This window comes from Nocardioides sp. F233, from assembly GCF_057813895.1.
In genome coordinates, this window is sequence record NZ_JBVASH010000001.1 from 1255544 (window position 1) to 1268922 (window position 13379).

The following is a 13379-nucleotide window of genomic DNA, read 5'->3' on the forward strand; positions in this document are numbered from 1 at the left end:
CTACCGGTAGCGGGTCTGTCCCGAGGTCTTGCAGCCGATCCACTCGACCGTGGTGGCCCGCCGCTCGGTGCGCACGGTGATCTCCTGCACGACCTTGTCGTCCTGCCCGGGGGTGAAGCTCTGCTCGCCGACCACGGCCTTGTCGTGGGAGATCGCGCGGGCCACGCAGGTCGCGTCGACCGGGCCGTCGCCGTACGTCACCCGGACCCGGATCGTCGCCGTGTGGTCGTCGACCACCTCGTGCCCGATCTCCTCCGAGGAGACCGCCGGGTTGGCGTGGAAGAGCATCGCCCACAGCAGCCAGCCGAGGAAGACGACCACGACCGTGCCGGCGCCGACCACGACCGCCGTACGACGACCGCGGGACGGAGCGCCGTAGCGCTGGGCCAGGTTGTCGGGGGAGGTGCTCACCGATCCATGGTCCCATGGCGGGAATCCCTACGATGGTGCGCATGCCCACCTCGCACGCGCCCGCCACCGACCGCTCCGGGCTGCGGTTGATGCACGTCCACGCCCACCCCGACGACGAGTCGAGCAAGGGCGCCGCGTCGACGGCGATGTACGCCGCCCAGGGCGCCGACGTCCGCGTCGTCACCTGCACGGGCGGCGAGCGCGGCTCCATCCTCAACCCCAAGATGGACCGCCCCGAGATCCTCGAGAACATCACCGAGGTGCGCCGCCAGGAGATGGAGCGGGCCCGCGACATCCTCGGGATCTCCCAGTCCTGGCTGGGATTCGTCGACTCCGGCTGGCCCGACGGCGACCCGAAGCCGCCGCTGCCCGAGGGCTGCTTCGGGCTGGTGCCGCTCGAGGAGGCGACCGAGCGGCTTGTGCGGCAGATCCGGCAGTTCCGGCCGCACGTCGTGACGACGTACGACGAGCGCGGCGGCTACCCGCACCCCGACCACATCCGCTGCCACGAGGTGAGCGTCGAGGCCTTCGAGGCGGCCGGCGACCCGGAGCGGTTCCCGGACGCGGGGGAGCCGTGGCAGCCGCTGAAGCTCTACTACCACCACTCGTTCAACCGTCCGCGGATGCAGGCGCTGCACGACGCGATGCTCGCCCACGGGCTGGAGTCGCCGTGGGAGGAGCGCCTCAAGGACTGGAAGCCGGAGCCCGAGTGGGACGCGCGGATCACCACCCGGGTGCCCTGCTCGGACTACTTCGGTGTCCGCGACCAGGCGCTGCTCGCGCACGCCACGCAGATCGACCCCGACGGCTTCTGGTTCGCGATCCCGCGCGAGGTGCAGCAGGACGTCTGGCCGACCGAGGACTTCGAGCTCGTGGTGAGCCACGTCGCGTCACCGACGCCGGAGGACGACCTCTTCACCGGCGTCACTCTGGACGCCTGACACACTGATCTCATGCATGCCGTCGTCGCCACCGTCGTCTCCGCCGTGGCCGCCAAGGACAAGCCGGTCGACCAGGACACCAACATCGTGGCGGGCTGGACGGCGTTCTGGATCTTCCTGCTGCTGATCGCCGCCGTCGTGGTGATCGGCTTCGCACTGACCCGGAGCCTGCGTACCGCGGCCCGGGCCAAGGACGCGGGCGTGTACGGCGACGAGCCGGTCGACGACGACCCGGAGTCCCCGAAGGAGTGATCCGGTGATCGGTCTCGACCAGCTCCTCGGCTTCGGCCTCGCTGCGCTGGTCCTGATCGTCATCCCCGGCCCGAGCGTGGTCTTCGTGGTCGGCCGGGCGGTGTCCTACGGCCAGCGGGTCGCGCTGGCCAGCGTGCTCGGCAACACGGCCGGCCTGCTCCTCGTCATGGTGCTGGTCTGCCTCGGCCTCGGCGCGATCGTCGCCGAGTCACAGCTGGTCTTCACCGTCATCAAGCTCGCCGGCGCGGCCTTCCTGGTCTGGCTCGGAGTCCAGGCACTGCGGCACCGCGGCGAGATGCGGATGGGCAGCGGCGAGGCGCGGACCCCGCTGTCGTGGGGGACCGCCCTGCGGCAGGGATTCGTCGTGGGGGTGAGCAACCCGAAGGGCTTCATGATGTTCGGTGCGCTGCTGCCGCCCTTCGTGGACCGGTCCGGTGCGGCCGCGTCGGTCCCCGCGCAGATGCTGACCCTGGGCCTGGTCGCGATCGCGATCGGCCTGCTCTGCGACTCGACCTGGGCCCTGGCCGCCGGCCGGGCGCGGGACTGGTTCGTGGCGTCCGAGCGGCGCGGCAGTGCGCTGGGTGCGATCGGCGGTACGTCGATGATCGGGCTCGGCGTCGGCATGGCCCTCACCGGCCACGGCGGTCACGCCAGCAGGTAGCCGCCCACCAGTGCCAGCACCTCGTCGAGCAGCTGCTCGCGGGTGACCGCGTCGGGCTGGTCGAGCACCCAGCGCATCGCGAGGTTCTCGATCGCCAGCACCACGACCCAGGCGGTGACCGCCGGGTCGGGGCGGGTGGTGGTGCCGGGCCGGGCGGCGAGGTACGTCGTCACGAGCTCGCGCACGCGACGCTCCAGGGCGGCGCGGCGCTCCCGGTTGCGCTGCACGGGCAGCTCCTCGGCCACCACGCGCAGCAGCTCGCGATCGGCCTTGAGCGCAGTGAGCAGCGCGTCCGCGGTGTCCCGGACCATCGCCGGCCCGAACTCGCCGATCCGGTCGGCCAGGGAGGCGGCGACCCGGTCGGCCACCTCCTGCCAGTACCGGTCGATGACGACCTCGAGGATCGCGGCCTTGTCCGGGAAGTACTGGTAGAGCGAGCCGGGGCTCACGCCCGCGACGGTCGCGACCCGGTTGGTGCTGAAGGCGTCGTACCCGCGCTCGACGAGGACCGTCCTGCCGGCAGCGACGATCCGCTCGACCATCTCCCGGGACCGGGCCTGCTGCGGGGCCTTGCGCACGTCAGGACTGTAGAGGCTCAGGCGATGCGGCTGGTCAGCAGGCGGCGCTTGGCGGCGTACATCTGCGCGTCGGCCTCGAGCAACGCGTCGGGGAGCAGGCCGATGTCGGTGACCGGGGCGGTGCCGACGCTGGCCCGGCGCCCGACCGCGGTCGCGAGGCGGGCGTGCAGGTCGTCGGGGGAGAGCCCGGGGGTGAGGACGGCGAACTCGTCGCCGCCGAGCCGGGCCACGACGTCGGTCTCGCGCAGGGCCGTGGAGAGCGTGTGCGCGAGGCGGCGGATGAGCGTGTCACCGGCGCTGTGGCCGTCGGTGTCGTTGACGACCTTGAGACCGTCGAGGTCGACGAAGCCGACGGCGGTGCGGGTGCCGGGGGTCCAGCGCAGACGCGCCTGCTCGAAGAAGCCGCGCCGGTTCCACAGCCCGGTGAGCTCGTCGGTGGTGGCCAGGTGGTGGGTGGCCTCGCGCAGGGCGACGGCGGAGGCGAGCTGGTCGTGGACGGCGAGCTTGTCGAGCGCGACCGAGGTGGCGTTGGCCAGGCCCTGGAGCAGGGCGATCTCGGCGTCGGTGGCGGTGTGGTGCTCGGCCCAGTAGGCGCCGATCGCGGCGATCGGGTCCAGGGTGCGCACCGGCATCATCACCAGGCTCTGGACGAAGGTCGGTCGGTACGCCGCGTGCGGGATCCGGCCGTCCAGGTAGATGTCGGGGATGACCACGTGCTGCTTGTTGAGCATGGCCCAGCCGCTGATGCAGGCCTCGAGGGGGAAGCGGTGGCCCTTCCACAGCGGCGCGATCGCGTCCTCGTCGGCGTAGTAGCACTGCTCGCCGTCGCGCAGGACGAAGGTCGCGCCGTCGCAGTCGGCCAGCTCGCGGGCTGCGGTCCGCACGACGTGCTGGACGCTCGGCAGGTCGGCGGCCATCGACAGCTCCTGGACGGCGAGCAGCAGGCGGTCCAGCTGGGCGGGCTCCATGGCGTCATCCTTCCATTCGCGAGTTGAATGCGAGCATTCACTCGCGTCAGGATGGAGGCATGAGCACCGAGGTGGCCCAGCCGCTCCCGCAGCCCTTCCCGTCCCGCTTCCGCGCCGGCGGTGAGCGCAACCGCCGGCTGGGCCGCCCGCTCAAGGTGGTCGGGCGGGTGCGCGGCACCGACGAGGCGCTGCTCGACCGGATCGGCCGCGCCATGCTCGAGCGCGACGAGCTCGGCGCGGCCCTCGCAGACGCGATCCGGTTGCGAGGGGATCACCCCGACCGGGTCCGGATGGACCAGTTCCGCCGGGCGCTCGAGGGCGGCCTGGCCGCCGTACCCGATGCGCCGCCGGCGCTCGTCGCCTTCCTCGCCGAGCTCGAGCGTGACCCGGAGTGGCTCGACCGCGACCTCGTCGAGGAGGGCGCCCGGGTGTTCCGGCGGCTCGGGCAGAACGCCCAGGACGTGCTGCTCCAGCTCTCCCTCGTCGGCGGGTACCGGTTCGGCGGCCCGACCGACCTGCTGGTCGCCACCGGCGGGCTGACCGGCGCGCAGACCCTGCGCCGGCTCGCGGAGACCCAGAAGTGGGGGGCGAGCCTCACCGACCCGGGCTCTCTCGCGGCGCCGTACGACGGCCGCCCACCCGGCGAGGGCTGGCGGCTGACCGTCCACGTCCGACTGATGCACGCGCTGGTCAACCACGCCTTCGAGGACAGCTGGGACACCGCTCAGTGGGGGCTCCCGATCAACCAGGCCGACCAGGCCTCGACCCTCGGCCTGTTCGACGGCGTGCTCATCATCGGCTCCCGGGCGCTCGGCGTACCGATCTCGTCGTCGGAGTCGCGGGCCCTGATGCACCTGTGGAAGTACGTCGGCTGGCTGATGGGCGTCCACCCCGACTTCCTCGTCGACGACGAGTGGGAGCGGCATCGGATCGACTACCACGTGCTGCTCGCGCAGGGGCCGCTCACCGAGGCCGGGCCCCAGCTGGCACAGGCCGTGGTCGAGGCGCAGGCGCTGCGTCGCTACCCCGGCTGGCCCGCCGTGCTGCAGGGCGCGCGTGCCCGGTACGAACGAGAGCGCCTGCTCTCGATGCTGACCGTCTTCCTCGGCCCCGAGAGCATGCGTGAGCTCGGCCTGCCGATGCGGCCGCCGTGGGCGCACGCCTACCTGGTCGGGCTCAACACGGTGCGCTACCGCGTGCTCAAGCGGTTGCCCGGCGGCCCTGACCGCCTTGCCCGGTGGGGCGGACGGCGGGCGCAGTGGTTGCTCGAGAGCTACTTCCAGGGGGATGCGGAGGACGTCGGCGAGCTCAGGGCGTGATGCCGAGGTCGGCCATCGTCACCGGCAGCGACGCGCGCCGGTCGTCGGTCCACCCGGCCCAGCCCAGCGCGATGCAGTTGTCGAAGACCTGCACCACGTCGCCGTGGTCGGTGCCCAGCATCAGCGACAGCGGCTCGCCCGTGGGTGAGCACTTCGCCAGTACCTGCGGGCCGGGGTGCGCCCACGCATCAGCGACACGGCTCAGCTGCTCGGTCGTGAGCGGCACCGCCTGGCCGATCCCGTGGCACACCGCCCCGGACGTGATCCGCTCGCGGCCGGGCTGCGCGGCGCTGGGAGCCAGCACCGTCGCGCAGTCGAACGGTCCGTCGTAGGGGCGGGCATCGGGCAGCTTCTCGCGCTGGGCCGCGAGGGCGTCGAGGTAGGCCGCCAGCAGGTCGCCGCCGTCGACCTCCCGGCCGGCGACGGTCGCCGGGGCGCAGGGCGTCGCGGCGACCTGCTTCGTCGTGCCGTCGGCATAGCGGAAGCGCAGCACCTGGCGGGTCGCGACGAAGTCGATCGCCGCGCAGCGGCCCGGGTCGAAGTCGGGGAGCGCGGCGACCCGCGCGGGCAGGCCGTCGAGCTCGACCAGGCCGTCGGCCGTCGGTGTCGGCCCGTCGGCGCACAGGCGCACCGCGACCAGGTCGTCGTACGTCGGCACCGCAGCCGCGCTGCGCTCGGGCTCGGTCGGACAGGCGGGGACCGCGTAGGGGTCCGTCTCGCGGGCGACCGTCGGTCGGTCGTGGCCGCGGGTGCCCGCCACGGTCGCCACCGTGGCGACCGCGAGCACGGCGACGGCCGCGGCTGCGCCGCCCGCCCGTCCGCGGTTCCGGCGTCGCCGGGCCGCGGCGGCCAGGACGTGCGGTTCGAACACGGGCGCGTCGTCGGGGACGGCCCGTTCCAGCAGGTCGCGCAGGTGCTCAGTCATCGCTCTCCTCCAGCAGTCCGGACTCGCGCAGGGTGCGCAGCGCGCGCGAGGCCTGGCTCTTGACCGTGCCGATGCTGATGCCGAGCGCCGCCGCGGTCTGCGCCTCGGTCAGGTCGTCGAAGTACCGCAGCACCACGACCGCGCGCTGCCCGCGCGGGAGCCGGGTGAGCGCCGCGACGACGTCCTGGCGCAGGCCCGGGTCGGGCTCGCCGGTGGCCGGCTCGGGCAGCTCGCCCGTCGGGAGCTCGCCGTTCCAGCGGCGGCGCCACCAGTCGGTGTACGTCGTGACCATGGTCCGTCGTACGTAGGCATCGACCGCCTGCGCATCGGCGATCCGGCCCCACCGCCGCCAGCACTTCATCAGCGCGGTCTGCACCAGGTCCTCGGCCCGGTGCCGGTCGCCGGTCAGCAGCCAGGCGCTGCGCCACAGGGCCTGGCCCCGGGCGGCGACGTACTCCTCGAACGACGGCAGCCGGTGGGTTGCCTCGTCGTCGAGCACGGGTACAGCCTCGCGCATTCGTCCACCTCCGACTGTGCAGACGGGCCGGGTGCGCGAAAGGGTTGTCAGGCGGTCGTGGCGGCTTCGCCGGTGTCGCGGACCAGGTAGACCCACGGGAAGGCGCGGCAGCCGACCTGCCACCCGTCCTTCTCGTAGCGGCCCAGGCCGCCCGTCCACACGACCCGCTTGTGCTCCCACTGCGTCGCGGTGCGGACCATCCGGTGCCGCAGCAGGCCGGCGCCCGTGGTGCGCCAGCCGAGGCGGCCGGCGAGCTCGAGCTCCTGCATCTCGTCGAACGCGGTGACCGGTCCGAGCCAGCGCTCCTCGGGGCCGTCAGCGGTGCCGGCGGAGTCGGGCTCGCGGCCGAAGCGCTGCTGTGCGGCCTGCCGAGTCAGGCCGAGGGTGCTGCCGATGGCCGACCAGCTGTGCCCGCCGGCGCGGGCTGCGTTGACCGCCTGCTGGAGCAGGTCGGCGGTGACCAGGTCCGCGTCCGCCGTACGACGCACCAGGGCGAGCTGGTCCTGCGCGTCGGTGCCGCTGAGGATCGCGCGACCGATCGCCTCGGCGAGGTCGCTCACTTCTGGTCCTCGTCGCGGCTGGGCAGCCACATGCCGTCGTCGTCCTTCCGCTTGCGTAGGCGTGCGGACGTCGTGACGACGCCGATCAGGACGAGCGCGACCCCGGCGCCCTGGCCGAACCCGCGGAGCAGGCCGTGGACTGAGAGGGTGCTGGCGATCAGGGCGACGCCGAGCGCGATCAGGACGAGGGACTTGTCGGGCATGTGTCAACGATGTCTTGACGTCTCCGGAATGTCAACCTTTGGTTGACGGTGCCCCGGTGGTGGGTGTCGGCGGCGTGTGGGACATTCCTGTCGTGCCTCGCCCGACCCGTCCCGACGTCCCCGGCGCCTACCTCGCCCGGCTGCGTGCGATCTTCGCGCGGCTGCCCGAGTGCCACGAGGAGGAGGCCTGGGTCGGTGTGCGTTGGCGGGTCGCCGGTACGACCGTCACGGTCGCCCACGTGTTCGGCGGCGAGGACCAGCTGTTCCGGATCACGTTCCGCGCCGAGCCGGACGAGGTGATGGCGTTCCAGCACCTCGGGGCGCCGTACTTCAAGGGCGAGTGGGGCAACAACGTCGTCGGGATGCTCGTCGACGACGACACCGACTGGGTCGAGCTCGGGGAGCTGCTCACCGACTCGTTCTGCCTGCAGGCGCCACAGCGCCTGGTCGACCGCGTCGACCGCCCGGGAGCCTAGGCCTCGGCCTGGGGGCGCACCAGCCGCAGGCCGGTCGCCAGCAGCCACACGAGCCAGGCGAGGTAGCCGGGCATCCCCACGAACAGCAGGGGCGAGCCGTCGGCGATCGCGAGACTGCCCGCACCGGCGGCGAGCAGCAGGCCTCCGCCGGCGACGCCGAGCACACGCTGCCACGGCCGTGTCAGCCCACTCGCGTGCGCCGCCAGGGCGGCGGCGGCGAAGGTGGTGCCGAGCGCCGGCAGTGCCAGCGCGAACGCTGCTGCATGCAGCTGCCAGACGAGCTCGAGCTCCGGGCTCGGCTCGACGAGCTCGCCGGCGGACAGCACGACGCCGTTCCACAGCACGGCGTAGAGCGCGAAGACCGCCGAGAGGGTCGCGCCCGCGGCCACGGCGAGGCGCGACCAGTCCGCGCCTGCACCCCCGCGGCGCTCGACGAGCCCGTGGAGTCCGGTCACGAACCCGAGCAGCAGCGGCAGGTTCAGCGCCTCCAGACCGACCGCGAACGCGACCGCGCCCCGGTGCTCCGCGTGGAAGGCGAGGACGTCCTTGATCGGATCGCCGTAGCCCGGCGCTCCGACCGCGACCAGCACCGCGTTCTGGACCACCAACGACGCTGCCAACGCGATCGCCGTCCCGGCGACGACCTTCCTGGGTGACCTCATCGGTTGCTCCTTCGTCGCGGTCGGATCAGCTGTGTGACTCCACGATCGGTGACGTCGACGACGGGCGGATCGGCTTCGGGGCTCGTGTTCGATCGGCCGAAGGAACGCTCTGTCCCTCGTGCTTTCGGCTGATCCGTGAGCCGCTCAGCCCTCGGCCGAGCGGGACCAGCCCTCTTCGGTCTCGTCGATCGGCGCCCAGCTCGGGATGAGGAACAGGCCGGTCGCCTCGACCGCCGCATCCTGACCGGGGACGCCGATCTGCGCCTCGACGGTGATCTTGCGGCCCTCCTCGTGGGCGATCCGGGCCTCCATCCGGACCGGACCGAGCGGCAGCGGCCGCCGGTAGCGCAGGGTGAGGGTGCCGGTCATGGTGAGGCGCCGGAACCCGCTCGCGGTCTCACCCATGATCTGGTCGAGCATCAGCGCGGACATGCCGCCGTGGACCATCCCCGGAGGTCCTTCGTACGCCGCACCCAGGGTCATCTCGGCGTGCGCGTTGCCGAAGCCGTCGTGGACGATGTCGACCGGCGGCGCGACCGCGTTGCCGCGCCCGACGACCGCGTTGCCCCAGTTCCAGCTGCGACCCTGCGAGTTGTAGCGGACCCCGGCGGACCCGGGCAGCTCGGCGGTGCGCAGCCGTGCGACCAGGGCGTCGACCTCGGCCTGCACGGCAGCCAGCTCCTCGTCGGGGACGGTGCTGCGGATGGTCGCGTCGACGAGCTCGCGCACCGAGTCGGCGAGGGCGGAGACTGCCTTCTCGCGACGGTCGACCTCGTCGGTCGGGATCTCGTCGTGGATGAACATCTCCATGGTCATCCCTAGATTGTCGTGCATGAGTGACCGCGCTCCCGATGCCGCCCCCGCCGTCCAGACCATCCGCGTCGAGCGCACCCTCGTGATCGGGCTCGACCGCCCGGCCAAGCGCAACGCCATCAACGGTGCCGTGACCCGCGGCCTCGACGAGGCGCTGAACCTGCTCGAGGACGACGACGACCTGTGGTGCGGCGTCCTGACCGGCGGCCCGTCGGTGTTCTCGGCGGGCGCCGACCTCGCCGAGGGACCCGGCGAGCCGACCGAGCGCGGCGGCATCGCCGGGATCATGTCGCGCCGCCGGCCCAAGCCGCTCGTCGCCGCGGTCGAGGGGTACGCGCTCGGCGGGGGCCTCGAGCTGGTGCTGTGCTGCGACCTCGTCGTCGCCTCGCGTACGGCGACGTTCGGCTTCCCCGAGGTCAAGCGCGGCCTGATGCCCGACTTCGGCGGCGTCTTCCGCGCGCCGCGGGTGCTGCCCGCCAACGTCGCCCGCGAGATGCTCCTGACCGGCGACCCGATCGGCGCCGAGCGGGCCGAGCGGCTCGGCTTCGTCAACCGCCTGGTCGAGCCCGGTACGACGCTCGACGTCGCCCTCGGCCTCGCCGCCACCATCAGCGGCAACGCCCCGCTCGCGGTCCGCGCCGCGCTTGCGCTGGCGCACGACGAGATCAACGGCGACGAGACCGCCAGCTGGGCCGCCAGCCACGCCGCGCACGAGCGGCTGCTCGCGTCAGCCGACGTCGCCGAGGGGATCGGCGCGTTCTTCGAGCGGCGCGAGCCGCGCTGGACCGGGCGTTAGGCGTTCGGCAGGGCCGACCGCAGCCAGCCGCCCAGCTCGCGGACGACCTCGGTCGCCTCGCGGACCGTCCCGGCGTACAGGTGCGTCACGTGCCAGTGGCCCTCGAGCCGGTGGTACGTGACGTCCGCACCCGCTGCCCGCGCAGCCGACACGAACCGCTCGACGTCGTCGACGAACAGCTCGTCGCTGGCGGCGTGCACGAACAGGGGCGGCAGGGCCGCGAGGTCGGCGGGGTCGGCGAGGAGGGGCGAGACCTCGGGGTGCTCGCGGTGGCGGCCGGCGTACGACGTCGCTCCGAGCTCGAGCCAGCCGCGGGTGAGCAGCGGGTCGTCGACGTGGTCGGCCAGGCCGTCGAGGCGGGCGTCGACCCACGGCGAGATCAGGCCGAGCGCTGCCGGGACGGGCATGCCCGTCGCGTGGGCGCGCAGGGCCAGGGCGAGGGTCAGCCCGCCACCGGCCGAGTCGCCGGCCACGACGATCCGCTCGGGCGGCAGCCCGCTGTCGAGCAGGGCGCGGTAGGCGGCGAGGGCGTCGTCGACGGCGGCGGGGTACGGGTGCTCGGGCGCGAGCCGGTGGTCGAGGACGTGCGCGACCGCACCGGTGGCATCGGCCAGGTGGGCGGCCGCGGCGCGGTGGGTGATCGGGGAGCCGACGATGTGGGCGCCGCCGTGCAGGTAGAGCAGCGCGCGGTCGGGGTCGGTGGCCGGTGTGGTGATCCGGTCGGCCGGCACGCCGCCCAGCGTGGTGCGCTCGGTCGTCGTACCGGGGGGGAGGACGGGGAACCTCATCAGCGCGTCGATCACCTGCCGTTGCCGCGCGGGGGAGAGGCGGGTGCCGAGCACCGGCCGCACGACATGACGGGTGAGCAGCCGGGCGGCGCGGAGCGGGACCTGCATGCCCGCATCCAAGCAGGCGCTCGGTCGGCCGCCGGGGATCAGTTGACGGCGGGAGGCGTACTGTCGAAGCAGGGGCCATCCAGGCTCCCTCTCAGAGAGAACCGCCATGAGCGACAAGTCGCCGCGCCAGAGCATGTCCAAGAAGACCGGGAAGTCCATCAAGGAGAAGCGCGCCGAGAAGCGCGGCAAGGCTTCCGAGGAGACGTTCTCCGAGAAGATCCATCCGGGCAAGAAGAAGTGACGCGGCTCGGGCTGGGGGTCATCGGATCGTCGGCCAAGGAGAACGAGCATCGGCTTCCGATCCACCCCGACCACCTCCGCGCCCTCGACGCCGACCTCCGGGCACGCATCACGCTCGAGCACGGGTACGGCGCGCTGTTCGGCGTCGACGATGCGTCCCTCGCCGAGCACGTGGCCGGGTTCGCCTCACGCGACCAGCTGCTGGCGGGCTCCGACGTCGTGCTGCTGCCCAAGCCGCAGCTCGCGGACGTCGAGGCGATGGGCCCGGGGCAGGTGCTGTGGGGATGGCCGCACTGCGTGCAGGGCGCCGAGCTCACCCAGGTCGCGATCGACAACCGCCTGACGGTCATCGCCTTCGAGGCCATGAACCACTGGACGCGCGACGGCACGGTGGGTCTGCACGTGTTCCACAAGAACAACGAGCTCGCCGGCTACTGCTCGGTGCTCCACGCGCTCCAGCTCGCCGGTCTGACCGGCGACTACGGTCGCCGCCTGAGCGCCGTCGTGATCGGCTTCGGCGCGACCGCGCGGGGCGCGGTGACCGCCCTCAATGCGCACGGCGTGCACGAGGTCGCGGTGCTGACCAACCGCGGCGTCGCCGCGGTGGGCTCACCGATCCACTCGGTGCGGATCCGCCAGTTCGAGCACGACCAGGACGGCGAGCTGGGGAGCCACGTGATCACCGAGCGCGGACGCGAGCCGCTGGCGGCGTACCTGGCCGAGAACGACATCGTCGTCAACTGCACCCTCCAGGACACCGCCCACCCGCTGGTCTACCTCCGCGACGAGGACATGGCCGCGTTCCGCCCCGGGAGCCTCGTCATCGACGTGTCGTGCGACCTCGGCATGGGATTCAGCTTCGCCCGCCCGACCAGCTTCGACGAGCCCACGTTCGTGGTGGGCGACAACGTCCTCTACTACGGCGTCGACCACTCGCCGTCGTACCTGTGGAGCTCGGCGACCTGGGAGAACAGCAACGCACTGGTCCCCTTCGTGCGGCGGGTGCTCGAGGGCGGACCCGGCTGGGACGCGGACGAGACGCTGAGCCGGGCGATCGAGATCCGGGAGGGCCGTGTGGTCAATCCTGCGATCCTGGCGTTCCAGGGGCGAGAGGTGGAGCCGCCGTACCGGGTCGCTTGAGGCCAGGTGAGCATCGCCCGCCGCCGCGAGGTGACGGTCTACGGAGGGGTGTGCGAATGGACGCCAGGTTTCTCTACACCGCCGAGCTCAAGGTCGCCGAGCCCATGGACCGTGAGTTCCTGAACAGCGTCCACTCCCTCGTGGACCACCTTCGGGGATCCGTGACCGACGACGTCCGCACGCAAGGCCATCGGCTACGCATCGACAAGGTGCTGGCCACGCTGTCCGTCACCTTCGCCATCGCCGCGGACTTGTTCGACGACGCTCGCCGGCTGGCGCGCTGCTGGGGCCGGGTCAGGGATTCACGATCGCTGATCGGCCAGCGGACGGCCTGGTCTGGGAGCTGATCGACGGCGTGCTGCAGTCCAAACCGCTGAGGACGGAGGCGGAGGCGCGTATCGTCGACAACCTGGGCCGCCTGCTCGGTGGCGGTGAGGGGCCTGCCGCAGACGACTTGTAGTGGCCGGGCACTAGCTGCTCCCCTTGCGTCGGCAGCCGGGTGGACGGACTGCCGATGTCGACAGCGGTCAGAGGTTTGTCGACCATGGTCACGCGGTCAACGAGAGGGAGCGGGCGATGGGTCTCTTCGGGCGGAAGCCGAACAACGCTGCTGCGGCACGACGGGCCGAGTTCGTCCCGGTGGACGGTGAGCAGCTGTTCGTCGGCGAACTGTCCTATCAGCCTGCGCTGGTCGCACTACTTGCTGGCCGCGGCCATGCAGCCGCAAGCCTGCCGACCATGACCAGGCCGATCAGCGAAGACTTCCTGGCCCGCATGGTTCCCGAGGCCAACAACCAGTACGACGCCAACGCGGTGGCCGTCCATGTCGATGGACATGTCGTGGCGTATCTCTCCAGAGCCAACGCCATCGCCTACCGTCGGGCGTTCGGTGCCGCCATCGCAGAGGTCCCGTTGGTGCTGTGGGTCAAGGCGTCGGGCAAGGGAATCGTGTCCGTCTGGCCGCGGGACTGAGTCGGTCCATCTGGTCCATGTGGTTCGGCGTGACCGTTGCGGTCTGCTG

20 protein-coding genes are annotated in these 13379 nt (G+C 72.4%); 10 read left to right on the plus strand and 10 right to left on the minus strand.

From position 1 onward, the window contains the following. Entirely contained in the window at positions 1-411 is a 411-nt protein-coding gene (locus ACZYRU_RS06085; RefSeq protein ID WP_488956173.1) for a DUF4307 domain-containing protein, read from the minus strand. Positions 412-443: 32 nt separating this feature from the next. Between ACZYRU_RS06085 and mca the strand changes: the two genes are divergently transcribed. From mca to ACZYRU_RS06100, 3 genes are read left to right on the plus strand one after another with little or no spacing between them, the layout of a single operon-like run. Next, complete coding sequence (mca, locus tag ACZYRU_RS06090; protein WP_488956174.1) at positions 444-1352, plus strand: mycothiol conjugate amidase Mca; 909 nt, start codon at positions 444-446, stop codon at positions 1350-1352. 12 nt (positions 1353-1364) lie between these two features. After that, a complete protein-coding gene (locus tag ACZYRU_RS06095) occupies positions 1365-1604 on the plus strand; it encodes a hypothetical protein (protein ID WP_488956175.1) in 240 nt (79 codons plus the stop codon). A 4-nt stretch (positions 1605-1608) separates the two neighbouring features. Continuing rightward, entirely contained in the window at positions 1609-2265 is a 657-nt protein-coding gene (locus ACZYRU_RS06100; protein WP_488956176.1) for a LysE family translocator, read from the plus strand. Here the strand turns inward: ACZYRU_RS06100 and ACZYRU_RS06105 are convergent. Further along, the gene (locus ACZYRU_RS06105; protein ID WP_488956177.1) at positions 2250-2843 is read right to left on the minus strand and encodes a TetR/AcrR family transcriptional regulator; all 594 of its coding nucleotides are present in this window, start codon (positions 2841-2843) and stop codon (positions 2250-2252) included. The genes ACZYRU_RS06100 and ACZYRU_RS06105 overlap by 16 nt on opposite strands. A gap of 17 nt (positions 2844-2860) precedes the next feature. After that, positions 2861-3811, minus strand: a complete 951-nt coding sequence (locus tag ACZYRU_RS06110) for a GGDEF domain-containing protein (protein WP_488956178.1) — start codon at positions 3809-3811, stop codon at positions 2861-2863. A gap of 59 nt (positions 3812-3870) precedes the next feature. On the opposite strand from ACZYRU_RS06110, the gene ACZYRU_RS06115 reads away from it, so the two are divergent. Beyond that, entirely contained in the window at positions 3871-5130 is a 1260-nt protein-coding gene (locus tag ACZYRU_RS06115) for an oxygenase MpaB family protein (protein ID WP_488956179.1), read from the plus strand. Here the strand turns inward: ACZYRU_RS06115 and ACZYRU_RS06120 are convergent. From ACZYRU_RS06120 to ACZYRU_RS06135, 4 genes are read right to left on the minus strand one after another with little or no spacing between them, the layout of a single operon-like run. Further along, on the minus strand, positions 5120-6055 hold the full coding sequence (locus ACZYRU_RS06120) for a hypothetical protein (RefSeq protein WP_488956180.1): 936 nt from the start codon (positions 6053-6055) through the stop codon (positions 5120-5122). The genes ACZYRU_RS06115 and ACZYRU_RS06120 overlap by 11 nt on opposite strands. Then, positions 6048-6572 carry a SigE family RNA polymerase sigma factor gene (locus ACZYRU_RS06125; RefSeq protein ID WP_488956181.1) on the minus strand — a complete coding sequence of 175 codons (525 nt, stop codon included), beginning with the start codon at positions 6570-6572 and terminating at the stop codon, positions 6048-6050. Before ACZYRU_RS06125 ends, ACZYRU_RS06120 begins: the two co-directional genes overlap by 8 nt. 47 nt (positions 6573-6619) lie before the next feature. Beyond that, positions 6620-7132 (minus strand): hypothetical protein, encoded by a 513-nt coding sequence (locus ACZYRU_RS06130; protein WP_488956182.1) that lies wholly within the window; start codon positions 7130-7132, stop codon positions 6620-6622. After that, the gene (locus ACZYRU_RS06135; RefSeq protein ID WP_488956183.1) at positions 7129-7335 is read right to left on the minus strand and encodes a hypothetical protein; all 207 of its coding nucleotides are present in this window, start codon (positions 7333-7335) and stop codon (positions 7129-7131) included. The genes ACZYRU_RS06130 and ACZYRU_RS06135 overlap by 4 nt, the downstream gene beginning before the upstream one ends. A gap of 92 nt (positions 7336-7427) precedes the next feature. Between ACZYRU_RS06135 and ACZYRU_RS06140 the strand changes: the two genes are divergently transcribed. After that, positions 7428-7811 carry an MmcQ/YjbR family DNA-binding protein gene (locus tag ACZYRU_RS06140; protein ID WP_179727283.1) on the plus strand — a complete coding sequence of 128 codons (384 nt, stop codon included), beginning with the start codon at positions 7428-7430 and terminating at the stop codon, positions 7809-7811. Here ACZYRU_RS06140 and ACZYRU_RS06145 read toward each other — a convergent pair. Both ACZYRU_RS06145 and ACZYRU_RS06150 read right to left on the minus strand, forming a co-directional pair. Continuing rightward, positions 7808-8473, minus strand: a complete 666-nt coding sequence (locus ACZYRU_RS06145; RefSeq protein ID WP_488956184.1) for a hypothetical protein — start codon at positions 8471-8473, stop codon at positions 7808-7810. The genes ACZYRU_RS06140 and ACZYRU_RS06145 overlap by 4 nt on opposite strands. Before the next feature lie 144 nt (positions 8474-8617). Then, positions 8618-9289 carry a PaaI family thioesterase gene (locus ACZYRU_RS06150; protein ID WP_488956185.1) on the minus strand — a complete coding sequence of 224 codons (672 nt, stop codon included), beginning with the start codon at positions 9287-9289 and terminating at the stop codon, positions 8618-8620. Positions 9290-9305: 16 nt separating this feature from the next. On the opposite strand from ACZYRU_RS06150, the gene ACZYRU_RS06155 reads away from it, so the two are divergent. Beyond that, a complete protein-coding gene (locus ACZYRU_RS06155) occupies positions 9306-10082 on the plus strand; it encodes an enoyl-CoA hydratase-related protein (RefSeq protein ID WP_488956186.1) in 777 nt (258 codons plus the stop codon). Here ACZYRU_RS06155 and ACZYRU_RS06160 read toward each other — a convergent pair. Then, positions 10079-10978 carry an alpha/beta hydrolase gene (locus ACZYRU_RS06160; protein ID WP_488956187.1) on the minus strand — a complete coding sequence of 300 codons (900 nt, stop codon included), beginning with the start codon at positions 10976-10978 and terminating at the stop codon, positions 10079-10081. The genes ACZYRU_RS06155 and ACZYRU_RS06160 overlap by 4 nt on opposite strands. A gap of 106 nt (positions 10979-11084) precedes the next feature. On the opposite strand from ACZYRU_RS06160, the gene ACZYRU_RS06165 reads away from it, so the two are divergent. The 4 genes from ACZYRU_RS06165 to ACZYRU_RS06180 all read left to right on the plus strand — a co-directional run bounded on the left by ACZYRU_RS06165 (position 11085) and on the right by ACZYRU_RS06180 (position 13330). Next, on the plus strand, positions 11085-11219 hold the full coding sequence (locus ACZYRU_RS06165) for a hypothetical protein (protein WP_488956188.1): 135 nt from the start codon (positions 11085-11087) through the stop codon (positions 11217-11219). Continuing rightward, a complete protein-coding gene (locus ACZYRU_RS06170) occupies positions 11216-12358 on the plus strand; it encodes a N(5)-(carboxyethyl)ornithine synthase (RefSeq protein WP_488956189.1) in 1143 nt (380 codons plus the stop codon). The genes ACZYRU_RS06165 and ACZYRU_RS06170 overlap by 4 nt, the downstream gene beginning before the upstream one ends. Positions 12359-12414: 56 nt before the next feature. Beyond that, positions 12415-12705: a hypothetical protein gene (locus ACZYRU_RS06175; RefSeq protein ID WP_488956190.1), complete on the plus strand. Its 291-nt coding sequence runs from the start codon at positions 12415-12417 to the stop codon at positions 12703-12705. A gap of 229 nt (positions 12706-12934) precedes the next feature. Next, positions 12935-13330, plus strand: coding sequence for a hypothetical protein (locus tag ACZYRU_RS06180; RefSeq protein ID WP_488956191.1), 396 nt, complete (start codon positions 12935-12937; stop codon positions 13328-13330). The last annotated feature ends 49 nt before the right edge of the window (positions 13331-13379 follow it).